This is a genomic window from Amycolatopsis sp. NBC_01307 (assembly GCF_035975215.1).
In the GTDB taxonomy this organism is placed as follows: Bacteria; Actinomycetota; Actinomycetes; order Mycobacteriales; family Pseudonocardiaceae; genus Amycolatopsis.
The window spans coordinates 4,987,707-5,013,323 of record NZ_CP108403.1 but is presented as its reverse complement, the minus strand read 5'-3'; the positions used below and the strand labels follow the sequence as shown (position 1 = coordinate 5,013,323).

Here is a 25,617-nt window from a genome sequence, read left to right as displayed (position 1 = left end):
TCAGAACAACCGGCCGACCTCGTCCGCGGGCGGCTCCTCCAGGCTCAGGAGGAACCGCTTGCGGGCCAGGCCGCCGGCGTACCCGGTCAGGCTCCCGCTCGTGCCGACCACCCGGTGGCACGGCACGATGACGCTGATCGGGTTCCAGCCGTTCGCGTTGCCGACGGCCTGCGCGGCACCCGGGTCGCCCAGTGCGGCGGCCAGCTGCCCGTAGGTGCGGGTCTCGCCGAACGGGATCTTCGTCAGCAGGTCCCAGACCTGCTTCTCGAACGCGGAACCACGCGGCGCGAGCTCGAGGTCGAACTCGCGCCGCGTGCCCGCGAAGTACTCGCCCAGCTGTGCTTCCACGACCTCGAAGCCGGTCTCGGTGCGCTCCCCGAGGTCGGTCATCCGGGGCGTGCGCAGGTGGCCGTCGAAGTAGAGGCCGAGCAGCGCACCGGCCGCGTCACCGACGAGGGTCAGTGGCCCGATGGGGGAGTCGATGACGGTGTGCCGGACGCTCATGGCGCCAGCTTATCGGCTCAGGAATCGCTGACCTTGACCGACAGCGAGTCGACGCTCATCTCGGCGCCCGGCGTGATGTCCGCACTCGGGGAGGTGCAGCCGCAGACCTTGTTCGGGTAGGAGCCGCCGATCGCGACGTCGAAGATGACGAAGAACCCGTGGTCGACCGCGGCCTTCCAGGTCGCGTCGGACACCTGGTTCTGCTTCACCGAGTAGGTCTGGTTGCCGTCGAGGTAGAACCGCAGTTCCTCCGCGGCGGCGTCGCGGCGGTCCACCACGACCGAGTAGGAGTGGTAGCCCTCCTGGCAGCCCGGGCAGTCCTGCAGGTCGCTCGTGATGCCGTCCGGGTCGTGGCACTCGCCCTGCCACTGTCCACAGTGGAAGGTGGTGGAGTGCTTGCTGAGCGCGTTGACGTCCTCCATGATGTCGAGCTCGCCGATGCTCGGCCAGTTCGTCGCGCCGACCGGCCGCGCGTCGCCGCCCATCGCCCAGAACGCCGGCCAGTAGCCGAGCCCGCTGGCGGGGGACGGCTGCTTGAGCGACGCGTTGATCTCCATCTGTCCACCCGCCGGGGCGGCGAAGTCGGTCCGCTGCGTCTCGATCCGGCCGGAGGTCCAGTTGCCCGCGGCGTCACGCAGCGGCTTGATGGCGAGGTGGCCGGCGCCGTCGTGGTAGACGTTGTCGGTCGAGTCCGTCGCCGTCTCGAGCTCGCCGGTGCCCCAGGCCGCCGCGCCGCCCGGGTAGCCGGTTCCCCTGTCGTAGAGCCAGTCCTGGGTGTTCAGGCCGGTACCGGCCGCGCCGTCGAAGTCGTCCTGGAACACAGTGGTCCAGGTTTCCGCGGCGGACGTCGTCGCGGGGGCGAGGAAGGGCAGTGACAACGTTGCCATCACGGCGGTCAGTCGCAGGAAACGCTTGCTGGGCTGCATGGGGTCCGCTTTCTCTGTGATGAAGCCGGAAAGGGGGTGCGTCCACCTGCGAGGCCGTCCACTGTCACCGACCGTTCGCGGGGAAGTCAAGGCCCCTGCCCGGAATTACCCGCGACCCGGTACCCGGGGGCAGTGACCGGCCGGGATTGTTTGAAATTTCTCCGCGCGGGGCATCGCGCGCCGGGTGCGAACGGTGGTCTAGACCTACCTTGGAGGGGTTGTCAGGCCCGGCCGGCGGCGTTCATAGTTTGTTGGCGTCCACAACGAATCTGCGAGCGCGGCCTGTGCCTCCATTGTGGAGCACGCCGCGTGTTCTGGTAATCCTCAAAGTGGAGGAATCATGATCTCGCGCCGCTCGTTCCTGAGCCTTTCGGCGGCCACGCTCGCCACCGCCACCGTGCTGCCCCTGGCCCGCACCGCCTACGCCGCGACGCCGTCGACCTTCGGTCTCAAGCTGGTGAACAACTCCGGCTCCGGCACCGTGTACGCCTATGTCACCGGCACGACCCCGGACGGCCGGCTGGTCCTGCTGCGCGCCGACGGCTCGCCGTACTACCCGGACTCGCCCGGCGCCGCGCACACGCCGTTGCCCGAGGACTGCGCCATCCCGGTCGGCTCCGGCGCTCAGGTCTCCGTGCCGAAGATGGGCGGCGCGCGGATCTACGTCGTCACGGACGCGAAGCTGGACTTCTTCCTCGACCCGGGGCCGGCCCTGGTGCACCCGAGCTTCCTGAACACCGCCGATCCCAACTACGAGAAGAACTGGTCGTTCAGCGAGTTCACGTTCAACGACGAGCAGCTGTTCGCCAACATCAGCTACGTCGACTTCGTCGGGATGCCGATGGGCCTGTCGCTCACGACGTCCGGCTCGGGCACGAAAACCGTCAACGGCCTGCCTTCGGGGTCGCTCGACGCCATCTCGTCGGAGCTGACGGCGCTGGGCGGCAACTGGCCGGGGCTGGTGCAGACCGGCGGCGGCGGGAACCTGCGCGCGCTGTCGCCGCACCACCACGCCGACCAGTTCGGCGGGTACCTCGGCGGCTACATCGACCAGGTCTGGCAGAAGTACGAGGGCACGGACCTCGTGGTGGACTCGCAGAACCCGGGCCTGGGCACGTTCACCGGCCGCGTCACCGGCGGCCAGCTGGTGCTCGGGGCCGAGTCCTTCGCGAAGCCGGCCACGGCGGACGTCTGGAGCTGCGACAGCGGCCCGTTCGCCATCGCGGCCGGCGCGAGCGACGCGCGCAAGAGCATCATCCCGCGCTTGGCGGCGGCCCTGAACCGGACGACGTTGCTGGACAACGCGAACCAGCCGACGGCGGAGGACCCGGCGAAGTTCTACCTGGGCGACGTCACCAACCACTACGCCCGCATCGTCCACTCGAAACTGCCCGACAACCGGGGCTACGCGTTCCCGTACGACGACGTCAGCCCGGGCCCGGACTTCAGCGGCGCGGTGTTCGCCGGCGACCCGGACGTGCTGACGATCACGGTGGGAGCGACCCATGGCTGAGCCCGTTCAAAAACTGTCGGTGGTGGCGGTTAGCCTCATGGCATGAACACGGACGACGCGACGGTCCCGGCGGACCAGCTCACCAAGGGCCAGTGGTTCTGGCACGAGCCCGCCCCGGGGCTGCCCGCGTGGCAGCTACAGGTGACTTCGGCGGACATCCTGGAGGATTCCGTCGAGATCTTCACCACGGACGAGGAGCGCGAACTGGTGTCGTACCCGCGCAACCGCCTCGTGCGGCTGGCCAGCGCGGCCTGAGGTTCCCTGAAACGCGGTGGGCCGGCTCCGGCTCACCGCGTTTCTCGGCTTTCGAGCCTGCTCATTTGCATTCGATGAGCGATGCCGGAGTGACTGACGGTATTCGGGCTGGTGGTTGCCCGCTGCTTCGTCAGCCGTGACGTTCTTTCATCTTGCTCGATTCCCGAATCGGTCGCCTTCGCGGCCTCATTCGACCCACGCGGGTCAGGCCGCACCCGCGTGCCGCAAGGCGGCCGGGCGCCAGGTCATCCGGACCGTCGTGCCCTGCTCGCCGGTGTCGATGTCGTACTGGTCGGTCACCTTGTCGATCAGCAGCAGGCCGCGGCCGCCCGAGGTGCGCAGGCCCGCGGTGCGGGGGCGGCTCGCGCGGGTCGCCGGGATGCCGCAGCCGGTGTCGGTGACCGTCACGATCACGGCGTCGCCCACCCGCGCGGCCTGCAGGCGCGCCCAGCCGTGCTTGACCGGGTAAGCGTGGGCCGCGACGTTCGCCAGCGCCTCGTAGGTGGCCAGCGTGATGTCGTGCGTGCTCTCCGGGTCCAGGGGGAGGGCGGCCAGCCAGTGGATGAGCTTGCGGCGCAGGTCGGCGACGTCGTTGGGCAGCGCCGGCGCGAGTTCTTCGAAGGTCGAGCTGACCACGGTCCCGGACCCCGCGGGGAGGCGGTCGGGGGACGTGGTCCCGGGTGGGCCGTCGTCGGCGGTTTCGCCGGTGTCGACGTCCGGTTCCGGGGTGTGTCGGTGCACGGTGTGCTCCCATCCGTCGGCCACGGTTCGGCGGCTTCCCTGAAGTCCTACCCACCGCCACCGGTTCTCACGCATTGTGCTTCGGGGAAAGTCGGGCTACAGTGAAGGTGCTCCTCGCGGACGTCGGCCTCCAGGCCGCCCGGAGGAAGCTCCCGGATCCAGGCCAGCTCGGCCTCTTTCCTTTCATTTCACGGTCCGCCGCCGTCCGCGCGCCGGCCGTTCCCCGCATTCAGGAGAAAACCATGCCTTTCCACGGAATCCTTGACGTACAAGGAAAATCCGCCTTCGTCCGCGCCGGCTACCGGAGCGCCGACGGCGACGTCACCATCCCGCTTTCCGTCGTCCGCAAGCACAAGCTGCGCACGGGCGACGAAATCACCGGCACCGCCGAGGAAATCATCAGCGTCGACGGCGTCAACCCGGCCACGCGCCGCCCGCACTTCGACGACCTCGTCCCGGTGCACCCCGACGAGCGACTGCTGCTCGAAACCACCCCGGCGCGGGTGCTGACCCGCGTCATCGACCTCGTCACGCCGATCGGCAAGGGCCAGCGCGCGCTGGTCGTCTCGCCGCCGAAGGCGGGGAAAACCACGGTGCTGAGCGAAATCGCGCACGGCATCGCCACCAACCACCCGGAGTGCAAGCTCATGGTGCTGCTCGCCGACGAGCGCCCGGAGGAGGTCACCGAGCTGCGCCGCACCGTGCGCGGGGAGGTGATCGCGTCCACATTCGACCGCCCGCCGGCCGAGCACGTAGCGATCGCGGAACTGGCGGTCGAGCGCGCCAAGCGCTTGGTGGAGCGCGGCGAGGACGTCGTGCTCCTGCTCGACTCCCTGACCCGCCTGGGCCGCGCGTACAACCTGTCGGCCCGCCCTTCGGGCCGCACCCTCTCCGGAGGCGTCGACGCGGCGGCCCTGCAGCCGATGAAGCGCATCCTGGGCGCCGCAAGGAACGTCGAGGGCGGCGGTTCCCTCACGATCATCGCGACAGCGCTGGTGGAAACCGGTTCACTGGCCGACACGGTGTTCTTCGAGGAGCTGAAGAGCACAGGCAACGCCGAGCTGAAGCTGGACCGCCGCACGGCAGAACGCCGAGTCTTCCCGGCGGTAGACCTGGCCGCATCCGGCACCCGCCGCGAGGAACTGCTGGTGACACCGGAGGAACTGGCCGCAATGCGCGACGTCCGCCGAGCACTGCAGGGCCCGCACGCGGTGGAGCAACTGCTGGACCAGCTCCGCAAGACAGGCTCGAACGCCGAGTTCCTGCTACGCGTAACCGGCGCGGCCGCACTGCCCCAGGCCGCCTGAACTCGCTCGGCCGGCGTGGCCACTCGCTCGCTACGCCCGCTCGGCCGGTGCCTGCCCTCTCGCTCGCGATGCGCTGAGCCGCAGTCGCGCATCCGCTAGCTGCCGCGCCCGCCCGGCTACGGCGCTCATGTGGTCCGCTCGACCGGTGCTCTTGCTCAGCCGCCGCGCTCACTTCGGTGCGCGCACCTGGACCGGCGTGCTTGTTCCGCCGATGTGCTCTCAGCAGGTGCCGTGCCAGCTCAAGCGCTCGCGCCGCCCGATCGGCTGGTTCGGTCCGCCGCCGAGCGCCATCCGGCCCAAGTTCTGGCCAGCCCGAGCGCTTGCCCGCCAGCAGCCGGGTGCCGCTTCAGCCGCCGCAGTACCTCAGCCGCCGCCAGCCCGCGCAGCCGCCCCGGACACGCTCAAGCGCCGCGGCCGGTGGTTTGTTGCAGCTCGTCGATGCGCTTGGAGGCCTCGGCCTTCGTCAGATCCTCCGGCACCTCCTGCCCCGCCTCCTGGGCGAGCGTCTGCAGGTAGGACTTCTGCGGCCCGGTCATCGGCTCGTCGCCGGTGGTCCAGTCGCTCGGGTCCTTCTCCGGGTTGGGTTCCGGCTGTTCGGTCATCACCACTCCATTCGAACGTCTGTTCGCCTGAGTCCGACTGTAACCCAGAGCCCCGACAGTTTCCGTGCACGTCCCCGCGGAGGAGTTTCCCCGCGAACCCCGCCCGGAAACGCGAAATCCGTCCACCGCGGCGTGAACACCACTGTGGACGGATTCGCGAAACGTCAGGCCGTCGGGCGGGTCGCTCCGGCGTACTCGCTCATCAGCGGGGAGATCTTGACCACGTCACCACTGGTGGGGGCGTGGACCATCTTTCCGTCGCCGATGTACATCCCGATGTGCGACACCGGGGAGTAGTAGGCGACCAGGTCGCCCGGCTGCAGCTGGTCGCGCGAGACCGACGTGCCGAAGCCCGCCTGCGCCGCCGAGTTGCGCGGCAGGGTGATGCCGGCCTGCTTGTAGGCCCACTGCATCAGGCCCGAGCAGTCGAACGTGCTCGGTCCGGTCGCGCCCCAGACGTAGGCGCTGCCCAGCTTGCTCAGCGCCGCGTTGACCGCGGTCTGGGCGGCCCCGGTCGCCGCCTTGACGGTGGGGGCCTTGCCGCCGGTGTCCTTCTGCGCGGCCTTGTCGGCCGTGCTGAGGGTCTTGCTCTGCGCCTCGATCTGGTCGATCTGGGTCTGCAGGTTCTTCTTCTTGCCCTCGATGTCCGAGGTCAGCTTGGCCGCCGCGTCGCGGGCGTCGGTCGCCTTCTTCGCGGCGTCTGTCGCCGTCTTCTCGGCGGTCTTGGCCTTCTCGGCCGCGCCGCTGAGGTTGTCCATCGCGGAGTTCTTGTCGGTCGCGATGACCTCAAGGGCCGACGAGCGGTCCAGGAAGTCCTGCGTCGACGTGCCGGCCAGCAGCGCGGACAGCTTGTTGAGCTGGACGCCGCTGGTGAACGACGCGTTGGCGAACTTGTCCACCTGGGACTGGTACTTCTGCTTCGCGTCGGCGGCCTCGGCGCCCGCGGTCTTCGCCGCGTCCACGTCGGTGGTGGCCTTGTCGAGCTCACCCTGCTTGGTGGTGAGGTCGGCCTGGGCCTTGAGCAGGTCTTCGTTGAGCTTCTCGGCCTGCGCCGCGAGGTCGCGGTACTTGGCCAGGGCCTCCGACCCGGTGGGCGGAGCCTGAAGGGCGGGGATCGGGGCGGCGGTGGCCGCGGGGTCCGCGACGGTGATCACTGCGATCACCGCGGCGGCCGCGAGGGCACCTGACACCACGCGCTTGACGGGATGCGAATGCACGTTCGCGCGGGTCTCCTTTGCTGTTCGGCCGCCGGTCGGGACCGGGGCGGCGAGTCGGGGGCCTCGTCCGCACTGCCCCGTCACGGTGCGCGCTCTCCCGCAACAGGTGAGCCACGCGGTGTGGGGGTCCGGTACCCGGCAGGGGGGTATCGGCGGCGATCTCGCGTAGCCACCTGTCGGCGGCGCGGGGCCGCGAGATCTCGAACAGGTTACGAAAAGAACACGGGAGAGTCCAGGGGGTTCGCGTCGGAACTCTCCGTGACGGCCGAAATCATCGCTGGACCAGGTGCGCTGCGAAAACTTGTGTCCGGTCTGACAGGCCGTGACGGCGTTGCTTACCCTACCCCCCTAGGGTATATCTGAGGCATGAGCACCACCTCAGCGAAGCTTTCCGCCTACGGCGCGGCGCTCGTCCTGGTCGCCGGGGGAGCCTGGGCGCTCGGGACCGCCGTCGGTCCCTTCCCCCAGGCCGAGGCCCACAGCGACACCCACGACGACACCCACGAGGACACCCACAGCGAAGCCGTCGTCGACCTGCCCGGCGGCCTGGCCTCGGCCCAGGACGGCTACACCCTGACGCCCACGACCACGACGCTCACGCCGGGCGTGGCCACCCGCTTCACGTTCCGGATCACCGGCCCTGACGGCGCGCCCGTGACCGCGTTCGACGTCGAGCACGAGAAACGGCTCCACTTCATCCTCGTCCGCCGGGACACCGCCGGTTACCAGCACCTGCACCCCGACCTGGGCGCCGACGGCACGTGGACAGTTCCGCTCACCGTCGCCGATGCGGGCAGCTACCGCGCCTTCGCCGGCTTCACGCCTTCGGGCGCGAAGCCGCTGACGCTCGGCGTAGACCTCGTCGCGCCGAGGGTGTTCCAGCCGGTCGAGCTTCCGGAGACGCGCGTCGCGGACGTCGACGGCTACCACGTCCGGCTCGACGGCGACCTCGTCGCCGGGCGGGCGTCCCGGCTGACGGCGACCGTCACCGAGGACGGCCGTGCGGTCACCGACCTGCAGCCCTACCTGGGCGCCGCCGGCCACCTCGTCGCGCTGCGCGGCGGCGACCTGGCGTACCTGCACGTCCACCCGGCCGGGCCCGGGCTCACCTTCGTGGCCGAGGTGCCGTCGGCCGGCACCTACCGGCTGTTCCTGGACTTCCGCCACGGCGACGTCGTCCGCACCGCCGCGTTCACCGTCACCACCGGAACGGGGGCACCGCGATGACCGTCGACCTCGCGATCACCGGCATGACCTGCGCGTCCTGCGCGATGCGGATCGAGCGCAAGCTCAACAAGCTGGACGGCGTCACCGCGACCGTCAACTACGCCACGGCGAAGGCGAAAGTCGCCTACTCCGGCGACATCGAGCCGAAAGAACTGGTGGCGCAAGTCGAAGCGGCGGGCTACCGCGCGAAACTGCCCGCCGACGAGCCACCGGCAGCCGACGAAGACGACGGCACGCGGACCTTGCGGCAACGGCTCGTCGTCTCGGCCGGGCTCGCCGTGCCGGTGATCCTGCTGGCGATGGTGCCCGCGTGGCAGTTCACCTACTGGCAGTGGATTTCGCTCACCCTCGCCGCGCCCGTGCTGGTGTGGGGCGCGTGGCCGTTCCACCGCGCCGCGTTCGCCAGCCTGCGCCACGGCGCCGCCACGATGGACACGCTCATCTCGCTGGGCACGCTCGCCGCCTTCGGCTGGTCGCTGTACGCGCTGCTGTTCGGCACCGCGGGCACCCCCGGCCTGCGGCACCCGTTCGAGCTCACCGTCGAGCGGATGTCCGGCGACGGCGCGATCTACCTGGAGGTCGCCGCCGGCGTCACGACGTTCCTCCTGGCCGGGCGCTACTTCGAGGCCCGCGCCAAGCGACGCGCCGGTGCCGCGCTGCGGGCGCTGCTCGACCTCGGCGCCAAGGACGTCGCGGTCCTGCGCGACGGCCGTGAGCTGCGGATCCCGGTCGGCGAGCTGGCCGGCGGCGACGAGTTCGTCGTACGACCGGGGGAGAAGGTGGCCACCGACGGCGTCGTCGAGGACGGCGGATCCGCGATCGACGCGAGCCTGCTGACCGGCGAGAGCGTGCCGGTCGAGGTCGGGCCGGGCGACGCCGTGGCGGGCGCGACGGTCAACGTCGGCGGCCGGCTCGTCGTCCGGGCCACGAAGGTCGGCGCCGACACGCAGCTGGCGCGGACCGCGCGGCTCGTGGAGGCGGCGCAGACCGGGAAAGCGCAGGTCCAGCGGCTCGCGGACCGCGTCTCGGCGGTGTTCGTCCCGATCGTCATCGCGCTGGCCGTGGCGACGCTCGCCTTCTGGCTCGGTGCGGGCGGGACGCCGTCGGCCGCGTTCACCGCGGCGGTCGCCGTGCTGATCATCGCCTGCCCGTGCGCGCTGGGCCTGGCCACGCCGACGGCGCTGCTGGTCGGCACCGGCCGCGGCGCTCAGCTGGGGATCCTGATCAAGGGCCCGGAGGTGCTGGAGTCGACCCGGCGCGTCGACACCGTCGTGCTGGACAAGACCGGCACGGTGACGACCGGCCGGATGGCGCTGGTCGAGGGCGACGGCGAGGTGCTGCGGCTCGCGGGGGCCGTCGAGGCCGCGTCCGAGCACCCGGTGGCCCGCGCGATCGCGGCCGCCGCCCGGGAGCGCTTCGGCGTGCTGCCCGCGGTGTCGGAGTTCCGGAGCACGCCCGGGCTGGGCGTGACCGGCGTGGTCGAGGGCCGCACGGTGCGCGTCGGGCGGGCGGACGCCGCCGGGGCCGAGCTGACCACGGTCGCCGTGACCTGGGACGGCGAGGTCCGTGGCACGCTGGCCGTGGCCGACACCGTCAAGCCGACGTCGGCCGAGGCGGTCCGGCGGCTGCGCGGGCTCGGGCTGACGCCGATCCTGCTGACCGGCGACAGCGCCGTCGTCGCCCGCGCGGTGGCCGTGGAGGTCGGGATCGAGCGCGTGATCGCCGAGGTGCTGCCGCACGACAAGGCCGCCGTCGTCGAGCGGCTCCAGGCGGAAGGGCACGTGGTCGCCATGGCCGGCGACGGCGTCAACGACGCGGCCGCGCTCGCCCAGGCCGACCTGGGGCTGGCCATGGGCACCGGCACCGACGTCGCGATCGAGGCGGCCGACCTGACGCTCGTGCGCGGTGACCTGCGCGCGGCGGCCGACGCGATCCGGCTGGCGCGCCGGACGCTGCGGACGATCAAGGGCAACCTGTTCTGGGCGTTCGCCTACAACGTCGCCGCGCTGCCGCTCGCCGCCGCGGGCTTGCTCAACCCGATGATCGCCGGCGCGGCGATGGCCGTCAGCTCGGTCTTCGTCGTCATGAACAGCCTGCGTCTGCGCCGTTTTGAATAAGCACGGCCGAACCAGCACGGATGGGTGATTGGAGCCCGTTTGTACGTCCCTTGTATCCGTTCGCGTGATCCTGATGGCGGCAGGGATTCCGACGAGTGGAGGACAGGGATGTTCACGAAGGCCGCCGTGTTGACGGCACTCACCGCCGCGACGCTCGCTGTGGCGGCGCCGGCCCAGGCCGCGCCCGCGGTCGCAGCCGCACTGCCCACGGCGAACATGGAGGCCGTGCTCAAGGCGGCCCAGATCGACCCGCGCCGCGCCGACGACACCCAGACGCCGGGCGCGCACGCCAGTGTCCTGCTGGTCGAGCAGGCGTTGCAGGCGAAGGGGCTCCTGGACAGCAAGTACGTCGACGGCTACTTCGGCACGACGACGATCACGGCGTACTCCCAGTACCAGAAGTCGTTGGGCTACACCGGGATCGACGCTTCGGGCCTGCCCGGCAAGACGTCGCTGGAGAAGCTGGGCGCGAGCCGCTACACCGTGACGAGCGCGGTGTCCGCGGGCAGCCGCGTGGCCTACCGCGGGGTCACGATCAACACCCGCACCAAGGCGATGCTGCTGGCGGCGGAGAAGATCGCCGGCTTCACCGTCAGCCTGACCCAGGGGTCCTACAATCCGGGCGGCGTCGACGCTTCGGCCGGGACGCACGACGGCGGCGGCGCGATGGACATCTCGGTGTCCGGCATGTCGGCGGCGACCCGCACGACCCTGCTGAAGGCGCTGCGCAACGTCGGGTTCGCGGCCTGGTACCGCACGCCGGACCAGGGTTTCGCCTACCACATCCACGCGATGGCGATCTCCGACCCGGACCTCTCGTCGGGCGCGCAGCACCAGACGGGCGACTACTACCTGGGCAAGAACGGCCTGGCCGGCCGCGGCGCCGACGACGGCCCCTCGGTCACGAAGGTCACCTGGGAGGAGTACCAGCGCGGCTGATGCTGCGCTTGAAGTCCGTGAAGGCCCCCTTACCGGCCATAAGAGCCGGTAAGGGGGCCTTCACGGCGTTCGTGGTGGCACGGCCGGGCGCGGCGGTGGTTTGATCGGGTCAACAACACAAGCGGGGGTTGATCCGATGGCTGAGAAGGCGTTCCGGTTCGGTGTGGTCGCGGCGGCCCAGGAGGGCGGCGCGAAGTGGCGGGAGACCGCGCGCCGGGCCGAAGAGCTGGGGTACTCGACCCTGCTCTCGCCGGACAACCTGAACCTGCCGACCCCGACGGCGTCGCTCGCGACGGCCGCCGCGGTCACGACGACGCTGCGGGTGGGCTCGTTCGTGCTGGCCAGCCCGCTGCGCACGGCACGCGCGGCCGCCTGGGAAGCGCACAGCCTCACGGCGATGACCGACGGCCGGTTCGAGCTGGGCCTCGGCACCGGCCTGGCGTCGATGCGCCAGCAGGCCGAGGAGCTGGGCCTGCCCTACGGCACCGGCCAGGAGCGGCTCGACTCGATCTCCGAGACGATCGACCACGTCCGCCGCCTCGACGGTGACGCGCACACGCCGGTGATGCTCGCCGCGGGCGGTCCCAAGGCCCGCCGGCTCGCCGCGGCGAAGGCCGACATCGTCACCCTCGCCGGGGGCGTGCTGACCACCCGCGACGAGTTCGCGTCGCACGTCGAGGAGATCCGGACCGCCGCCGACGGCCGGGACATCGAGCTGGCCATGAACATCTTCGTCGTCGGCGAGGTCGTCCCGCCGTGGATCCGCGGGTTCATCGGCGTCGACGCCGCGACGCTCATCGAGCACGACTCGCTGACCATGCTGCGCGGCAGCGTCGACGACATGGCGGGTGAGCTGGAACGCCGTCGCGACGAGCTCGGCGTCTCCTACGTCAGCGTCAACAGCGCCTTCATCGAGGAGTTCGCGCCGCTGGTGGCGCTGCTGACGGGGAAGTGAGCGTCGCCGGGTCGGTGTTGCCGCCGCAGAGCAGGACGGCGACGCGCTCGCCGGGCGCGGGCACGTAGGCGCCGCTGAGCAACGCGGCGTAGGCCGTGGCCCCGCCCGCTTCGACGGCGAGGCGGTAGCGGTCCCACAACGTCGTCCGGGCTTCGGCGATCGCGGCGTCCTCGACCAGCACCGACCCCGCGCCCGTGCGGGTGGCGACCGCGAAGGCGATGTCCCCGAGCCGGGACGCGCCGAGTGAGTCGGCGGCCAGGCCGGACACCTCGACCTGGACCGGTTCACCGGCTTCGAGAGCCGCGTGGAGCGTCGGGATCGTGCGCGGCTCTACGCCGACCACGCGCGCCCGGCCCTCGACCGCCGCGGCGATGCCGGCCAGGAGCCCGCCGCCGCCGACCGCGACCAGGATCGTGTCGAGCCCGTCCACCTGCTCCAGCAGTTCCAGTCCGGCCGTGCCCTGGCCGGCGCAGATTTCGGGCTGGTCGTAGGCGTGGCAGAACAACGCGCCGCTGTCGGCCGCGTGCTTCACCGCAGCGTCGTAGGCGTCGGCGTACTTGTCGCCGACGAGCTCGACGGCCGCGCCGAGCGCGTGCAGCTTCGCCACCTTGACCGCGGGCGCGGTGGCCGGGACGAAAACCCTTGCGGGGAAACCGAATTCGCGGGCCGCGTGGGCGACGGCGAGGCCCGCGTTGCCGCCCGACGCGGCGACCACCCCGGCCGCCGCGATGTCACCGGCCGCCAAGATCCGGTTGAACGCGCCGCGGGCCTTGAACGACCCGGTGTGCTGCAGGTGTTCCAGCTTGAACCACATACCGTCGGCCGCGAAGACCGGCGTCCGGCGGACCCGGCCGTGGATCCTCGTGGCGGCGCGTTCGACGTCCGAAGTGCTGATCATGACTTCAGCATGCGCGCGCCCGGCCGTAAGCACCAGCGACGTCTCCTATGCTGGCATCAGCAACGCTTACGGCTGGAGGCTCCCGTGCTCGACGCCCACCGCCTGGCCCTGCTCGCCGAGGTCGCGCACGCCGGGTCGATCGCCGGTGCGGCACAACGGCTTTCGTTCACACCGTCCGCCGTCTCGCAGCAGCTGGCCAAGCTCGAACGCGACGTCGGCGCCCCTTTGGTGCACCGCAACCCACGCGGCGTCACGCTCACCGCCGTCGGCGAAGCGCTGCTGACCCACGCCGAAACGATCGTCGGAGAGCTGCGGACCGCCGAGCGGACCGTGCGGGCGCTGCTCGGCGAGGAACCGGCGCAGCTGACCGTCGGCACGTTCGCCAGCGCGGGCGCGACGCTCGTCCCGGCCGCGCTCGCGGGCTTCCGCGAGGCCCACCCGGCGGTCGCGCTGCGGCTGCTGGACCTGGAGCCGCCCGACGGCTACGGCCTGGTCAGCTCGCGCGAGCTGGACCTCCTGATCACCCACCACTATCCCGGTGCCGTGCTGCCCGACCCGCGTGGGCTGGAACGCTCGTTGCTGCGCTCGGAACGGTTCCGCCTGATCCTCCCGGTGGGCCACGCGAAAGCCGCCGTCCGCCGCCTCACCCTGCGCGGGCTCGCGGGAGAGGACTGGATCTCGGGCAGCCCCGGCGTGCCCAACCGGGTGTGCCTCGAGCAGCTCGCCGACGCCGCCGGGGTCCGGCTGCGCGTCGCCCACGAAAGCCGTGACTACCAGGTGATCCTGGCGCTGGTCGAGGCCGGGCTGGGGATCGCGTTCGTCCCGGAGAGCGTGCTGGAACGCGCCGGCGGCGCCCGGATCGAGGTCCGGGACGCGGCCGACGCCCGCCCGGCCCGCGACGTCTTCCTGGTGCACCACAAGCGCCCGGGCCGGCTGGTGACGGAGATGGCGGACCGGCTCCGGGCGTGACTCAGCGGCGTCGAAGCCTCGGGTTCTCGATCGCCGGCGCCGCCGCCTGGTAGTTGTCGTGCCGGTTGACCTCGGTGCCGGGCGGGACGATCTCGTCGATCCGGTCGAGCACGTCGCCGGGCAGCGGGCCCTGTGCGGTCAGCAGGTCGTCGAGCTGCTCCGGCGTGCGCGGGCCGATCAGCACCGACGTCACGGCCGGGTGGCTCAGCACGAACCGCACCGCGAGGTGCGCCAGCGGCAGGCCCGCGTCGCCGGCAAGCTTCCGGAGCCGCTCGACGGTTTCGGCCCGCGCGCGGTTCTCCGGGACGGCCGGGTCGAACACCTCGGGAGCCATGCCGGCGCGGTGGCTGCGCGCCGGGTCGCGGTCGGTCAGCCAGCCGCTGGACAGCGGCCCGTAGGTCAGGACGCCCATGCCGTGGCGCTGGGCCGTCGGCAGGACGTCGTTCTCGATGATCCGGGTGAGCATCGAGTACCGCGGCTGCTCGGTGCGGAACCGGTGGTGCCCGCCTCGCTGCGCGGCCCACTGCGCCTCGACCATCAGCTCGGCCGGGAACGTCGAGGACCCGATCACGCGCACCTTGCCCGCGCGGACCAGATCGGACAGCGCGCCCAGCGTCTCGTCGATGTCGGTCAGGTGGTCGGGGCGGTGCTGCTGGTAGAGGTCGATGTGGTCGGTGCCGAGCCGCGTCAGGCTGGCTTCGACGGCCCGCTTGATCCACCGCGGCGAGGCGCCGGCCCGGTTGGCGTCGGGGCCCATCGGCATCGAGAACTTCGTCGCGAGCACGACGTCGTCGCGGCGGTCCTTGAGCGCCTCGCCGACGATCACCTCCGACTCGCCGTGGGAGTAGACGTCGGCCGTGTCGATGAAGTTGATCCCCGCGTCGAGCGCCGCGTGGATCATCCGCACCGACTCGGCGCGGTCGGTGTTGCCCATCGCGCCCAGCATCATCGCGCCGAAGGCGAAGCGGCTGACGGAGATGCCCGTGCCGCCCAGGATTTCGCGTTCCATCTCGGGTCTTCCTTCTCGGGAGCTGGTTCTGCTTCCAGCTAACCGCCGGCTCCGGCCGTTCGACCTCGCGAAGGGGGCATGGCTCTACCGGGGGTCCAGCAGACCCCCGCACGCGCGCGGCGCCCGATCTAGGCTGGCGGGATGAGCGAGGACAACCCGGAACTGCGGGACTTCCTGCGCGCCCGCCGTGCCCGGGTGACGCCCGCCGACGCCGGGCTCCCGCCGGAACCCGGCGTGCGGCGCGTTCCCGGGCTGCGGCGGGAAGAGGTCGCGCGGCTGGCCGGGGTGAGCGTCGACTACTACGTCCGGCTCGAACGCGGCCGGAACCTGAACGTCTCGGAGTCGGTGCTCGACGCGATCGCTCGAGCCCTGCAGCTGGACGAAACCGAGCGGCGGCACCTGGTCGCGCTGGCCAAGCCGAGCCGTCGCCGGCCGCGGACCCCGGCACCCCAGCGCGTCCGCCCCGGGCTGCTGCGGATCCTGGAGACCCTGACCGACGTCCCGGCGATGGTCACCGGCCGGCGCCTGGACGTGCTGGCCGCCAACCGCCTGGCGAAGGCGCTCTACCGCGACTTCGACGCGCTGCCCCCGCGCGAGCGCAACATGGCGCGGTTCGTCTTCCTCGACCCGCTGGCTCGCGAGCTGTACGCGGACTGGGAGTCGTCGGCGCGCAGCGTGGTGGCGACGCTGCACCTGTACGCGGGCCGCAACCCCCACGACCCGGCCCTGGCCGAGCTGATCGGCGAGCTGTCGGTGCGAGACCAGGATTTCCGCGTCTGGTGGGCGGATCACGACGTCTACCAGCGCACCCACGGCACGAAGCACTACCGGCACCCGGTGGTGGGGGATCTGATCCTGGGTTACGAGGCGCTGACCCCGACGGGCGACCAGGACCAGGTGCTGGGAGTCCACACGGTGGAGCCGGGTTCACCGTCGGAGGCGACGCTGAGGCTGCTGGCCAGCTGGACGGCGGAACCGGTAACGCCTTGATACCCCGGCTCGTCGTGAGTGTTTAGGGCGGTTCTAACCGCCCTAAACACTCACGACGAGCCGGCACGAGGTGGCGTCAGCCGACCGGGCGTAGGGCGGTGGTGAAGCGGGCCGAGGCCTCGCTCAGTGCGTCCAGGCAGGCCCGGACCGCGCCGTGGTCCTCCTCGCCCGCTCGGCAGATCGCGTAGATCGTGCGGGTCAGGGCCGGGCGGGTCGTCAGGATGCGGACGCCTTCCGGGAGCCGCTCGCGGGCCAGGCGGGGGACCAGGGCCGCGCCGAGGTTGCCCGCCACCAGGGCCAGCTGGGTCGGGTAGCTGCCTACCGTGCAGCTGATCCGCGGGTCCAGCCCCTGCTTGCGCAGGACCTGGACCAGCCAGTCGTGGCAGCCGGAGCCGGCGCTCCAGCCGATCCACGGCAGGTCGTCCACTTCGGACAGATCCACGGCCTTGCGGTGCGCCAGGCGGTGGCCGGCCGGCAGGGCGAGGTCCGCGACGTCGGAGAACAACGCGATCCTCGTCGTCTCCGGCGGGAGGACCGTCGGGCGGTCCGCCCAGCTCTCCAGCACCGCGACGTCGAGGTCGCCGGCCAGGACGCGGGGCATCGTCTGCTCGGCCTCGCCCTCGTGCAGCGTCACCTCCAGCCGCGGGTGCTGCACGGCCAGCGTCGCCAGCGCGGGCGGCAGCAGCGCGTGCACGGTCGTCGGGATCGCGCCGACCCGCAGCGGCCCGATGACGTCCTCGCGCAGCAGCTCCAGGTCGGTTTTCGCCTCGGCGACCTGCGCGAGGATCCGCTCGGCGTGCCCGGCCAGCACCTGGCCCGCCTTCGTCAGCCGGACGCCGCGGCCGCGGGACTCCAGCAGCGGCTGCCCGGCCTCCCGTTCCAGCTTCGCCAGCTGCTGGGAGACGCCCGAGGGCGTGACGTGCAGGGAGGCGGCCGCCGCGGCGACCGAGCCCTGGGTGGCGAGGGCGTGCAGCGCCCGCATCCGCTCGAGTCCGAACACGGTAGTGATGCTACCGGATTCCGCGCAGAAACATTCGCTTGTTCTTGACAGTCGAGACGCCCACGCTGGAGGGGTGACCACGACCGCGCCCCGCCCCGTCAAGACGACCTTCACCCAGCGCGTCGACCCCCGCCTGCTCGCGGCGCTCGGCAGCTTCTGCATCGCGCTGTCGTCGGTCTTCATCAAGGTCTCGCACACCAGCGGCGCCACCAGCGCGTTCTGGCGGTGCCTGCTCTCGCTCCCGGTGCTGTTCGCGCTGGCCTGGTGGGAGCGGCGCAAGGCGGGCCCCGAGACCCGCCGCCGGGTGCTCTTCCCGCTGCTGGCCGGGGCCGGGCTCGGCCTGGACTTCGTGCTCTGGGGCGAGGCGATCCCGCGCGTCGGCGCCGGCATCGCGACGGTCCTGCTCGCGGTGCAGGTCGTGATCGTGCCCGTGCTGGCGTTCGCGTTCCTCGCCGAACGGCCGTCGAAGCGGTTCCTGGTGGCCGCGCCGGTCCTGCTCGGCGGGGTCGTGCTGGCCGGCGGCTTCGCCGGGACCGGCGCGTTCGGCCCCGACCCGGTCACCGGCGCCGTCGCGGCGCTGATCGCCGGCGCCGGGTACGCCGCCTACCTGTTCCTGATCCGGCTCAGCGGCGCCAAGGGGACGCAGTCGCACTCCCTGCTCCTGGCGACGCTCTCCGCCTGCGCCGTCGCCTTGGTGCTCGGGCTCCCGTCCGGCACGCTCGACTTCGCGCCGGGCTGGCCCTCGTTCGGGTGGCTGATCGCGCTCGCGCTCGTCGGCCAGCTCACCGGCTGGCTGCTGATCTCGGCCGCGCTGCCGCGGATGTCGGCCACCTCCGGCGCGACGCTCATGCTGCTCCAGCCGGTCGGCGCGGTGCTGCTGAGCATCGGGCTGCTCGGCGAATCACCCGGTGTGCTCCAGCTGGTCGGCTGCGCGGCCGTGCTCGGCGCCGTCTGCTTCGCGGGCACCGCGCGACCTGCGGGACGGCGCCGTCGCGACTAGCGTCACCGGCATGCGAGTGCTGGTAGCGGGAGCGTCGGGGTTCGTCGGCAGCCGGTTGTGCCCGGCACTCGACGAAGCCGGGCACACCGTGCTCGCGATGACCCGCAGACCCGAGGACTACCGCGGCACCGGCGAACCCGTCCGCGGCGACGTCGCCGACGTCGGTTCCCTGCGCGACGCGCTCAAGGGCGCCGACGCCGCGTACTACCTGGTCCACTCGCTCGACAGCTCGGACTTCAAGCGCCGCGACTCCGAGGCGGCGCGCGCCTTCGCCCGGGCCGCGGCGGACGCCGGGATCGGCCGGATCGTCTACCTCGGCGGGCTCGGGGACGACGACGGCACGCTCTCGGAGCACCTCGCCAGCCGCCGCGAGGTCGAAGAGCTGCTGGGTGAGACCGGCGTGCCGGTCACCGTGCTGCGCGCCGGGATCGTGATCGGGCACGGCGGCACGTCGTGGGAGCTGACCCGCCAGCTCGTCGAGCACCTGCCGGCGATGGTCACGCCGCGCTGGGTCGGCACCCGCACCCAGCCGATCGCGATCGACGACGTCGTCCGCTACCTCGTCGGCGTGCTCGACCACGCCGACGCCGCGGGCCGCGCGTTCGACATCGGCGGCCCGGACGTCCTGGCCTACCGGGAAATGCTGCAGCGCGTCGCGGCGATCGAAGGACGGCCGCTGGTGATCGTGCCCGTCCCGCTGCTCTCGCCGCGGCTCTCGTCGTACTGGCTTTCCCTGGTCACCGACATCGACGTGCAGACCGGGCGCTCGCTGATCGACTCGATGACCAACGAGGTCGTCGTCCGCGACGACAGCATCCGCAAGATCGTCGAGTTCGAGCCGATGGGCTACGACGACGCCGTGCTCCAGGCCCTCGGCGAGCGCGCGAAGAGCCGGCGGGCCGGATGAAACGACGGTTCATGACCGCCGTGACCGCCGCCGGGACCGGGCTGCTCGGCGCGTCCCTGTCCAGTCCGCCGGGGTCTCTTCGCTTCTACGGCCTCACCGCGGGTGTCGCCACGACCTGGCTGGCGGGCGCGCGTGCGGCCGGGCCGGTGCGCCGGGGCCGCCGCGACGTCGTGCAGCCGGTGCTGGCCGGCGCGGGCGCGTTCGGCGTGTTCTACGGCTGCGCGCTGGTGTCGCGGCACATCCCGCCGCTGCGCCGCGCGATCGCGGGCGTGCTCGACTACGCCCACCGCGGTTCGACGACGTCGGTGGTGGCGACGACGCTCCTGACCGGCGCGGCCGAAGAGGTCTTCTTCCGCGGCGCCCTCTACGACGCCGCGGGCGCGCGCCGCTCCACCGCGATCTACGTGCTGTCCACCTGTGCGACCCGCAACCCCGCGCTCGTCCTGGCGTCCGCGGTGATGGGGTCGCTGTTCGCGTGGCAGCGCCACCGCGGCGACGGCGTCCAGGCGCCGGTGCTGACGCACGTGGTCTGGTCCGCGCTGATGCTCGCGGTCATGCCGCGCCTGTTCGGCTCCCCGTCGGAGATTGTCCGGAACGAGCCAGAAGTTGTCTGAACCCTTCTGACCGGGCGCCGGATTTCCTATCCTGGAAAGAACTCCGGCGCGTGGAGAGGGATGTCGATGCGGACATTGCTCGTGCTCCTGCTCGTCCTCGGTTCCCTGTCACCCCTGTCATCGCGGCCCGCCGCGGCGGCGACGGCGGTGTGCGTGACCTCCTGCGACACGCTTGATCCATCGCGAGCCGCGCGAGAGAGCTTTCCCTTGCCCGACAAGGTGATCAACGGCCGTATCGTGCGGCTGCACGCGTCCGACCCCGACGGCATGGCCTGGGCGAGCATCGACAACGGCGTCGCGAACGACGCCGTCTGGCTCGACCGCTCCTGGGACGGCGGCGCGACCTGGGAAGGCCTGCTGGGCAAGGCGAGCGTCCCCAGCGGATGGACCGGCACCCGCACGCTGATGTACAACCTCACCGATCCGGCGCACCACCGCCGCGGCCTGGTCCGGGCCTGCGGGGACGCGCAGGGCGTCGCCTGCACCGCCTGGATCTACCCGGACGTCTGCGACGCCGCGTGCGACCGCGCCGCCCCGGGCACCGGGGACGCCCAGCCGGTCGCTCCCACGACCCTTTACGGCCGCACGATCCGGCTCCACTTCGACGGCCGCGGCATGGCGTGGGCCGGCATCGACGCGGGCGGCGCCGGCGACGAGGTCTGGCTCGACCGGTCCTGGGACGCGGGCGCGAGCTGGCCGGACGGCTCGTCGCTGGGCCGCACCAGCGTCGCCGCGGGCGCGACCGGCACCCGCACCACGGCGTTCGCCACGCGGGACCCGCGCGGCCGGCTGTACGGCGGCGCCGTGCGCGCGTGCGGCCGGGAAGCCACGCACGCCTCGGGCAGCTGCACGGCCTGGGCGCGCCCGGCGACGACCCGGGCCGCCGGCGCGGTCGACGCGCTGATGTGGTCCTACGAGCCCTACACCGCGTGGTGGCCGTCGAGCTGGTGGAACTCCGCGGTCGCCGTGACGGCCGTCGCGGACGCGGGCGGCTTCGACGCCGCCATGGCGCGCACCTTCGACGTCAACAAGGCCGCTTTCTCCGCCGGTGGAAGGAGTTCCGACCCGATCGAGGGTGACTTCGTCAGCCGCGCGATCGACGACAGCGCGTGGTGGGGCCTGGCGTGGATCGCCGTCTACGACCGCACCCACGACGCGCGTTACCTGACCGAGGCGACGACGATCGCCAACTACGTCAACGGGTTCTGGGACACCGGAAGCTGCGGTGGCGGGGTGTGGTGGAACCGCGAGCGGACGTACAAGAACGCCGTCACGAGCGGGTTGTACCTGCGGCTGACCGCGTCCCTGCACACGCGGCTCGCCGGCGACACCGTGTGGGGCCAGCGCGCCCGGACCGCGGGCGACTGGTACCTGAACAGCGGCCTGATCAACGCTTCCGGCCTGGTGAACGACGGCCTGACGTCCTCGTGCGCGAACAACGGCCAGACCGTCTGGACGTACAACCAGGGTCTCGGCATCGGCGGGCTGGTCGAACTCTGGCGCGCCACCGGCGTCACGTCCTATCTGGACGCCGCGAAGAGGCTGGCGGACGCGGCGATGTCCCGGCTCACCTCGGGCGGCGTGCTCGTCGAGTCCTGCGACGCCGCGAACTCCTGTGACGACAACCAAAAGCAGTTCAAGGGCACCTTCATGCGCTACTTCGGCGACCTGGTGAAGGTCACGGGCTCGGCGACCTACCGGGCCTTCGCGCAGAAGCAGGCCGACACGCTGTGGGCGAGCGATCGAGACTCGCTCGACCGGATCGGCGAGCGCTGGAGCGGGGCCACGCCGAACGCGACCGACTGGCGGACCCAGGCGTCCGGGCTCGAAGCGGTGCTTGCGGCGGGATGACCGGAATGGCCGAGGCGACACTTTTCACGTGAAAGTGCCGCCTCAGGTCCCGGCCCGGCACTTTCACGTGAAAGTGCCGGGCCGTGGTTCAGCAGTGGCCGAGGTCGGCCCACTGCGCGGTGAGGCCGGGCTCGGAGCCCTGCGTCCACCAGTTCGCCTGCCAGAGGTGGCTGTTGTGCTTGACCCGCTGCCCGCCGAGGTAGACGGTGCCCCAGTCCCACTCCGCCGCGCTGGAGCAGTTCGCGGGCTGGGTCGGGGTCGTCGGTGTGGTGGGTGTCGTCGGGGTGGTCGTCGGCGGCGGGCTGGTCGGCGTGGTGCAGTTGCCGGAGCCGACCGTGTCGACGTGCGCGGTGCCCGCGCCGCGGTAGGTCGAGGCCTGCGCGACCGCGGCGGCGGGGGTGACGACCTGGTTGCCCGCGTAGTAGGTCCAGTCCACCTGCTCGGTGTAGGTGCTGGTGCCGCTCGTGTGGCCGGCCGTGTCGATGAACCACATGTTGTAGTTGATCGACATCGGCGTGCGCGGGTAGACCGGATCGCCCTGGGCGTCGGTGGTGTGGTCCGCGGTGAGGACGCCGTCGAGGTAGTACTTCACGTGCCCGCCGGAGACCTGCGTGACGATGTCGTGCCAGCCGTCGAAGCTGCGGTTCTGCGCGGTGGAGGTGCGCAGGCCGTCCCAGGACGGGTTGTTCCAGTAGGTGTACCAGGACGTCTGGTAGTTCGCGGTCGAGCCGCCCCAGCCGCCGTTGGGCAGGTACTCGGAGAAGTCGAGCTCGCTGTAGAGCGGGTCGCGGTCGTACCGCAGCGGCGAGATCGTGAAGTACGTTTCGTTGACGTGGTCGCCGTCCGTGCCGCTGGCTGGCGCGTCGGTGAACTTCACGCGGCTGGCGTAGGTGCCGTCCAGGAACCGCAGCTGGTTCTGGTACATCTCGGCGTGGGTCGTGCCGTTCGCGCTGCCGTCGGTGGACGCGTTGAGCTGCGCCACCTTTTCCCCGTTCACCGTGGGGAAGCTGATGTTGCTCGTCAGCCAGCGCGCGCCGGGCACGCCCGGGCTGCCGACGTCGTTGCGGGTGGTCCAGCCGGCCGCGCCGAACGCGCTGTCGGTGGGGGAGGCGTAGTGGAAGTCGTCGAACAGGACGCCGCAGGCGGCTGTGGTTGTGGCTGTGGCTGGGGCGGCGGCCGGGCTGGCGTCCGCGCCGTGGGCGAGCACGAGCGCGGCCGCTGTGGCCGTCGCGGCGGCGAGCGCGGCGGCGGCCTTGGCCGGTTTCCGGGGGGACATGGTGGTGTCTCTCCTCTCGGGGAGGTACCTCGAAGAGCGGACAGATTGGTCTAGACGAATTAGCCTCAGTAGAGTGCGTCTTACCATTGGTAAAGTCAAGGAGTTACCAGTGGTAAGTTCCCGATCTGGGGCCGGGACGCCACAATGACTCCCGTGCGGATCTCCCTCGCGGCGCTGGCCGTCCTCGTCACCGTCGCCGGGTGCTCGGCCCAGGTGTCCGGAAGCGCGGCGCCCTCGGGCGACGGCTTCGTCGTCAAGGACGGCACGCTGCTGCACTTCCGGCCGGTCCTGACCGAGCTGCCGCCGTCACCGTCACCGGCACCGAGGTCAGGCTCGGCGCCGGACCGGCAGAGTGCCGACCCCGCCGCGCAACAGGCCGCCGCGGCCGCGCTCGACTGCGCCCCCGGCAGCCCGGACCCGTTGGCCGGCCGGGACGACCCGGCGCGGCCGCTGGTCAGCTGTGACCGCGCGAAGGGCACGAAGTACGTGCTCGGCCCGGCGTTCCTGAGCGGCGCCGACGTCGGCTGGGTGGCCGCCCGCCTCGACCCGCAGTCGGGTCACCCGGTCATCGGCCTCCGGTTCACCGCGGCCGGCACCCGGACCTGGGCGGAGTGGACCGGCGGGAACGTCGGCAAGCAGGTCGCGATGGTGCTGCGGAGCCGCGTGCTCACCGCGCCGGCCGTCCAGTCCGCCATCACCGGCGGCGAAACGCAGATCTCCGGGGAGTTCACCCTGCCCGAGGCGCGGCAGCTGGCCCGCGACATCGCGGGCGGTTAGCAGGGGCGGGTCGCGGCTTCCGTGCAGGCTTCCATGTTCGTCGTGTTCGTGACCTGCTGCAGCAGCGTGTAGAGCGTCTCGCGCTGCTCTTCGTCGAGGCCGCTGAACACCTCGTCCTCGACCGCGGCGAGCGCGAACTCCGCGCGGGCCAGCAGCTTCGCACCGACGTCGGTCAGCTCGACGATGTGCCGGCGGCGGTCGACGGGGGAGCGGCGGCGCTCGATCAGGTTCTCCGTCTCGAGGTCGTTGAGCAGGCCGACGACGTTCGTGCCGTCCATCTCGAGGATCTTCGCCAGGTCCTGCTGCGAGCTGCCGCCTTGGTCGCGCAGCACCGTCAGGGCGATCAGGTGCCGCGGGCGCAGCCCGAGCGGGGCCAGCACCGACTCGCTGCGCAGCCGCAGCCGGCGCGCGAGGTGGTCGAGCAGCGCGCCGCAGCGGTGGGGCGGCTGGTTGACGACCGGCAGCGAAGTCATCTGCCCAGTATATGGCCGGCCTGATGATCGGTGTGCTATTAATGGTTTGTCTAACACCAACGATCTATGGACGGCGAACGACATGGCGCATCTCCTGCACATCGACTCGAGCATCACCGGCGAGGCTTCGGTGAGCCGCAGGCTCAGCGCGCGGGCCGCGGCCGCGTGGCGGGCCGCCCACCCCGACGGCACGGTGACCTACCGCGACCAGGGGGAAAACCCGGTGCCGCACATCGACGCGGCGGGCGGGACGGCCGGCCGGGTGCCGCCGGAGCACCACACGCCCGCGCAGGCGGCGGCGTGGGCGCTGACGCGGGAGATCGTCGGCGAGGTGCAGGCGGCCGACACCGTGCTGCTGGGCCTGCCGCTGTACAACTTCGGCCCGCCGAGCAGCGTCAAGGCGTGGGTCGACCACCTCATCGCCCCCGGGCTCTCGACCGACGCCGTGACGATGGCCGGCCTGCTCGGCGGCCGGGAGTTCATCGTGCTGGCCAGCCGCGGCGGCGGTTACGGCGCGGGCACGCCCCGCGCGGGCTGGGACCACGCCGAGGCGTGGCTGCCGCACGGCCTCGCGCCGACCGGCCTGGAGCCGCGGTTCATCACCGCCGAGCTGACGCTGTCGTACGTGAAGCCGGCGATGGCGGAGCTCATCCCGCTGGCCGACGCCAGCCTCGCGACGGCCGAGCGCACCATCGACGAGCTGTGGGCGACCGCGCGCGTCTGACGTGACCGGTCCTCCTCACCGGCGTCGGGGGCCGGTGAGGAGGACTCGTTTCAGGACTGCGCGGCGGCGGGACCCAGGTCGAGGAGCTGCTCGAAGAAGCCGCCGATCTCGCGGTCGCGGTCGACGAGGTGGACCTCCAGGATCCAGTGCGACGCCTGGCCGCCGCGGTCCGGCCGGCGCATCGGCTGGTCGCTGCCGGGCGCGATGTAGGACGCGATCCTGGCGCCGTCGATCGTCTCGTGCGGGAACCGGCCGACGAGGTGCCCGGCGATCTCGCCGCCGAACTCCCAGCCCGCTTCGTGCGCGAGCTGGACCATGTGCGCGTACAGCTGCTCGCCGGTGATGTCCGGCAGCGCGTCGAAGTACGCCCGCCCGGCGTCGAACACCTTCGGCAGCGCATCGCGCAGCGCGTGCTTGACCGGGTCGTCGCCCAGCACGAACGTGCGGCCGAAGTCGGCTTCCCAGTCCTCGAAGATCGGGCCGAAGTCGGCGAAGGCGATGTCGTCCTCGCCGAGCACGCGGTCCGGCGGGTTCTCGCGGTAGGGCCGCAGCGTGTTGACGCCGGCGCGGACGATCCGCTTGTGCCAGTAGCGGCGGATGCCGAGCAGATCCCCGGCCAGGTCGCGGATCGCGTCGCTCGCCTCGGTCTCGCGGACGCCCGGCGCGAGGATCCCGCGTTCCTCGACCGCGGCGAACAGCTCGACCGCCTTCGCCTGCGCGTCCAGCAGCCGCTCGGCCCGCAGCGCTTCGTCCTCGACCACGTCACCCATGGGCCGACGGTAGCAAGTCACACCGGATTCGCGGGTGCTCCCCAGCGCGTCCCGCC

General features: G+C 71.9%; 26 protein-coding genes. 15 read left to right on the top strand and 11 right to left on the bottom strand.

Annotated features, from left to right (window positions below; all coding sequences use genetic code 11):
* Complete coding sequence (locus OG439_RS20855; RefSeq protein WP_247053685.1) at positions 1-504, bottom strand: methylated-DNA--[protein]-cysteine S-methyltransferase; 504 nt, start codon at positions 502-504, stop codon at positions 1-3.
* 17 nt (positions 505-521) lie between these two features.
* Complete coding sequence (locus OG439_RS20850) at positions 522-1,430, bottom strand: glycoside hydrolase family 16 protein (RefSeq protein ID WP_326951032.1); 909 nt, start codon at positions 1,428-1,430, stop codon at positions 522-524.
* Positions 1,431-1,770: 340 nt separating this feature from the next.
* Between OG439_RS20850 and OG439_RS20845 the strand changes: the two genes are divergently transcribed.
* Both OG439_RS20845 and OG439_RS20840 read left to right on the top strand, forming a co-directional pair.
* Complete coding sequence (locus OG439_RS20845; RefSeq protein ID WP_326951031.1) at positions 1,771-2,943, top strand: glycoside hydrolase family 64 protein; 1,173 nt, start codon at positions 1,771-1,773, stop codon at positions 2,941-2,943.
* 42 nt (positions 2,944-2,985) lie between these two features.
* Entirely contained in the window at positions 2,986-3,198 is a 213-nt protein-coding gene (locus OG439_RS20840) for a hypothetical protein (protein ID WP_247053679.1), read from the top strand.
* Between the two features lie 204 nt (positions 3,199-3,402).
* Here the strand turns inward: OG439_RS20840 and OG439_RS20835 are convergent, their stop codons facing one another.
* The gene (locus OG439_RS20835) at positions 3,403-3,939 is read right to left on the bottom strand and encodes an ATP-binding protein (RefSeq protein WP_326951030.1); all 537 of its coding nucleotides are present in this window, start codon (positions 3,937-3,939) and stop codon (positions 3,403-3,405) included.
* Positions 3,940-4,181: 242 nt separating this feature from the next.
* Here OG439_RS20835 and rho point away from each other — a divergent pair, with 242 nt between their 5' ends.
* Positions 4,182-5,246, top strand: coding sequence for a transcription termination factor Rho (rho, locus tag OG439_RS20830; RefSeq protein WP_326951580.1), 1,065 nt, complete (start codon positions 4,182-4,184; stop codon positions 5,244-5,246).
* 401 nt (positions 5,247-5,647) lie between these two features.
* Here rho and OG439_RS20825 read toward each other — a convergent pair whose 3' ends face one another.
* Together OG439_RS20825 and OG439_RS20820 are read right to left on the bottom strand one after the other, a co-directional pair.
* Positions 5,648-5,848, bottom strand: coding sequence for a DUF3072 domain-containing protein (locus OG439_RS20825; RefSeq protein ID WP_247053671.1), 201 nt, complete (start codon positions 5,846-5,848; stop codon positions 5,648-5,650).
* 164 nt (positions 5,849-6,012) lie between these two features.
* Positions 6,013-7,065, bottom strand: a complete 1,053-nt coding sequence (locus OG439_RS20820) for a C40 family peptidase (protein WP_326951029.1) — start codon at positions 7,063-7,065, stop codon at positions 6,013-6,015.
* A gap of 366 nt (positions 7,066-7,431) precedes the next feature.
* Here OG439_RS20820 and OG439_RS20815 point away from each other — a divergent pair, with 366 nt between their 5' ends.
* The 4 genes from OG439_RS20815 (at position 7,432) to OG439_RS20800 (ending at position 12,303) form a co-directional block, all read left to right on the top strand.
* Positions 7,432-8,292, top strand: coding sequence for a hypothetical protein (locus tag OG439_RS20815; protein ID WP_326951028.1), 861 nt, complete (start codon positions 7,432-7,434; stop codon positions 8,290-8,292).
* Positions 8,289-10,409, top strand: coding sequence for a heavy metal translocating P-type ATPase (locus tag OG439_RS20810; protein WP_326951027.1), 2,121 nt, complete (start codon positions 8,289-8,291; stop codon positions 10,407-10,409). Before OG439_RS20815 ends, OG439_RS20810 begins: the two co-directional genes overlap by 4 nt.
* Before the next feature lie 108 nt (positions 10,410-10,517).
* Positions 10,518-11,348 carry a peptidoglycan-binding protein gene (locus OG439_RS20805; RefSeq protein WP_326951026.1) on the top strand — a complete coding sequence of 277 codons (831 nt, stop codon included), beginning with the start codon at positions 10,518-10,520 and terminating at the stop codon, positions 11,346-11,348.
* Between the two features lie 136 nt (positions 11,349-11,484).
* Positions 11,485-12,303: an LLM class flavin-dependent oxidoreductase gene (locus tag OG439_RS20800; protein WP_326951025.1), complete on the top strand. Its 819-nt coding sequence runs from the start codon at positions 11,485-11,487 to the stop codon at positions 12,301-12,303.
* Here the strand turns inward: OG439_RS20800 and OG439_RS20795 are convergent.
* On the bottom strand, positions 12,257-13,201 hold the full coding sequence (locus tag OG439_RS20795; RefSeq protein WP_326951024.1) for a threonine/serine dehydratase: 945 nt from the start codon (positions 13,199-13,201) through the stop codon (positions 12,257-12,259). The genes OG439_RS20800 and OG439_RS20795 overlap by 47 nt on opposite strands.
* Before the next feature lie 84 nt (positions 13,202-13,285).
* Here OG439_RS20795 and OG439_RS20790 point away from each other — a divergent pair, with 84 nt between their 5' ends.
* The gene (locus tag OG439_RS20790; protein ID WP_326951023.1) at positions 13,286-14,170 is read left to right on the top strand and encodes a LysR family transcriptional regulator; all 885 of its coding nucleotides are present in this window, start codon (positions 13,286-13,288) and stop codon (positions 14,168-14,170) included.
* Between the two features lies 1 nt (position 14,171).
* Here the strand turns inward: OG439_RS20790 and OG439_RS20785 are convergent, their stop codons facing one another.
* Positions 14,172-15,179, bottom strand: coding sequence for an aldo/keto reductase (locus OG439_RS20785; RefSeq protein WP_326951022.1), 1,008 nt, complete (start codon positions 15,177-15,179; stop codon positions 14,172-14,174).
* Positions 15,180-15,320: 141 nt separating this feature from the next.
* Here OG439_RS20785 and OG439_RS20780 point away from each other — a divergent pair, with 141 nt between their 5' ends.
* Positions 15,321-16,169: a helix-turn-helix transcriptional regulator gene (locus tag OG439_RS20780; protein WP_326951021.1), complete on the top strand. Its 849-nt coding sequence runs from the start codon at positions 15,321-15,323 to the stop codon at positions 16,167-16,169.
* 76 nt (positions 16,170-16,245) lie between these two features.
* Here the strand turns inward: OG439_RS20780 and OG439_RS20775 are convergent, their stop codons facing one another.
* The gene (locus OG439_RS20775; RefSeq protein ID WP_247053648.1) at positions 16,246-17,169 is read right to left on the bottom strand and encodes a LysR family transcriptional regulator; all 924 of its coding nucleotides are present in this window, start codon (positions 17,167-17,169) and stop codon (positions 16,246-16,248) included.
* Between the two features lie 73 nt (positions 17,170-17,242).
* On the opposite strand from OG439_RS20775, the gene OG439_RS20770 reads away from it, so the two are divergent.
* From OG439_RS20770 to OG439_RS20755, 4 genes are all read left to right on the top strand, one after another.
* Complete coding sequence (locus OG439_RS20770) at positions 17,243-18,169, top strand: DMT family transporter (RefSeq protein WP_247053646.1); 927 nt, start codon at positions 17,243-17,245, stop codon at positions 18,167-18,169.
* Positions 18,170-18,179: 10 nt separating this feature from the next.
* Complete coding sequence (locus OG439_RS20765; RefSeq protein ID WP_326951020.1) at positions 18,180-19,076, top strand: NAD(P)H-binding protein; 897 nt, start codon at positions 18,180-18,182, stop codon at positions 19,074-19,076.
* Positions 19,077-19,087: 11 nt separating this feature from the next.
* On the top strand, positions 19,088-19,690 hold the full coding sequence (locus OG439_RS20760) for a CPBP family intramembrane glutamic endopeptidase (protein WP_326951019.1): 603 nt from the start codon (positions 19,088-19,090) through the stop codon (positions 19,688-19,690).
* 207 nt (positions 19,691-19,897) lie between these two features.
* Positions 19,898-21,541, top strand: a complete 1,644-nt coding sequence (locus tag OG439_RS20755; RefSeq protein WP_326951018.1) for a glycoside hydrolase family 76 protein — start codon at positions 19,898-19,900, stop codon at positions 21,539-21,541.
* 88 nt (positions 21,542-21,629) lie between these two features.
* Here OG439_RS20755 and OG439_RS20750 read toward each other — a convergent pair whose 3' ends face one another.
* The gene (locus OG439_RS20750; protein WP_326951017.1) at positions 21,630-22,817 is read right to left on the bottom strand and encodes a carbohydrate-binding protein; all 1,188 of its coding nucleotides are present in this window, start codon (positions 22,815-22,817) and stop codon (positions 21,630-21,632) included.
* A gap of 153 nt (positions 22,818-22,970) precedes the next feature.
* On the opposite strand from OG439_RS20750, the gene OG439_RS20745 reads away from it, so the two are divergent.
* The gene (locus OG439_RS20745; protein ID WP_326951016.1) at positions 22,971-23,594 is read left to right on the top strand and encodes a SecDF P1 head subdomain-containing protein; all 624 of its coding nucleotides are present in this window, start codon (positions 22,971-22,973) and stop codon (positions 23,592-23,594) included.
* On the opposite strand, the gene OG439_RS20740 is transcribed toward OG439_RS20745, so the two are convergent.
* Positions 23,591-24,067 carry a MarR family winged helix-turn-helix transcriptional regulator gene (locus OG439_RS20740; protein WP_326951015.1) on the bottom strand — a complete coding sequence of 159 codons (477 nt, stop codon included), beginning with the start codon at positions 24,065-24,067 and terminating at the stop codon, positions 23,591-23,593. The two genes, OG439_RS20745 and OG439_RS20740, sit on opposite strands and share 4 nt — an antisense overlap.
* An 82-nt stretch (positions 24,068-24,149) precedes the next feature.
* Here OG439_RS20740 and OG439_RS20735 point away from each other — a divergent pair, with 82 nt between their 5' ends.
* On the top strand, positions 24,150-24,791 hold the full coding sequence (locus OG439_RS20735) for an FMN-dependent NADH-azoreductase (protein WP_326951014.1): 642 nt from the start codon (positions 24,150-24,152) through the stop codon (positions 24,789-24,791).
* A gap of 50 nt (positions 24,792-24,841) precedes the next feature.
* Here OG439_RS20735 and OG439_RS20730 read toward each other — a convergent pair whose 3' ends face one another.
* On the bottom strand, positions 24,842-25,561 hold the full coding sequence (locus tag OG439_RS20730; protein ID WP_326951013.1) for a M24 family metallopeptidase: 720 nt from the start codon (positions 25,559-25,561) through the stop codon (positions 24,842-24,844).
* Positions 25,562-25,617: the final 56 nt, after the last annotated feature.

Excerpts from the sequence above, each read along its gene's own strand:
- OG439_RS20845 (WP_326951031.1), top strand. The coding sequence starts at position 1,771 with ATGATCTCGCGCCGCTCGTTCCTGAGCCTTTCGGCGGCCACGCTCGCC.
- OG439_RS20800 (WP_326951025.1), top strand. The coding sequence starts at position 11,485 with ATGGCTGAGAAGGCGTTCCGGTTCGGTGTGGTCGCGGCGGCCCAGGAG.
- OG439_RS20810 (WP_326951027.1), top strand. The coding sequence starts at position 8,289 with ATGACCGTCGACCTCGCGATCACCGGCATGACCTGCGCGTCCTGCGCG.
- OG439_RS20850 (WP_326951032.1), bottom strand. The coding sequence starts at position 1,430 with ATGCAGCCCAGCAAGCGTTTCCTGCGACTGACCGCCGTGATGGCAACG.
- OG439_RS20855 (WP_247053685.1), bottom strand. The coding sequence starts at position 504 with ATGAGCGTCCGGCACACCGTCATCGACTCCCCCATCGGGCCACTGACC.
- OG439_RS20805 (WP_326951026.1), top strand. The coding sequence starts at position 10,518 with ATGTTCACGAAGGCCGCCGTGTTGACGGCACTCACCGCCGCGACGCTC.
- OG439_RS20730 (WP_326951013.1), bottom strand. The coding sequence starts at position 25,561 with ATGGGTGACGTGGTCGAGGACGAAGCGCTGCGGGCCGAGCGGCTGCTG.
- OG439_RS20840 (WP_247053679.1), top strand. The coding sequence starts at position 2,986 with ATGAACACGGACGACGCGACGGTCCCGGCGGACCAGCTCACCAAGGGC.
- OG439_RS20785 (WP_326951022.1), bottom strand. The coding sequence starts at position 15,179 with ATGGAACGCGAAATCCTGGGCGGCACGGGCATCTCCGTCAGCCGCTTC.
- OG439_RS20825 (WP_247053671.1), bottom strand. The coding sequence starts at position 5,848 with ATGACCGAACAGCCGGAACCCAACCCGGAGAAGGACCCGAGCGACTGG.
- OG439_RS20815 (WP_326951028.1), top strand. The coding sequence starts at position 7,432 with ATGAGCACCACCTCAGCGAAGCTTTCCGCCTACGGCGCGGCGCTCGTC.
- OG439_RS20780 (WP_326951021.1), top strand. The coding sequence starts at position 15,321 with ATGAGCGAGGACAACCCGGAACTGCGGGACTTCCTGCGCGCCCGCCGT.
- OG439_RS20740 (WP_326951015.1), bottom strand. The coding sequence starts at position 24,067 with ATGACTTCGCTGCCGGTCGTCAACCAGCCGCCCCACCGCTGCGGCGCG.
- OG439_RS20750 (WP_326951017.1), bottom strand. The coding sequence starts at position 22,817 with ATGTCCCCCCGGAAACCGGCCAAGGCCGCCGCCGCGCTCGCCGCCGCG.
- OG439_RS20765 (WP_326951020.1), top strand. The coding sequence starts at position 18,180 with ATGCGAGTGCTGGTAGCGGGAGCGTCGGGGTTCGTCGGCAGCCGGTTG.
- OG439_RS20795 (WP_326951024.1), bottom strand. The coding sequence starts at position 13,201 with ATGATCAGCACTTCGGACGTCGAACGCGCCGCCACGAGGATCCACGGC.
- rho (WP_326951580.1), top strand. The coding sequence starts at position 4,182 with ATGCCTTTCCACGGAATCCTTGACGTACAAGGAAAATCCGCCTTCGTC.
- OG439_RS20760 (WP_326951019.1), top strand. The coding sequence starts at position 19,088 with ATGACCGCCGTGACCGCCGCCGGGACCGGGCTGCTCGGCGCGTCCCTG.
- OG439_RS20735 (WP_326951014.1), top strand. The coding sequence starts at position 24,150 with ATGGCGCATCTCCTGCACATCGACTCGAGCATCACCGGCGAGGCTTCG.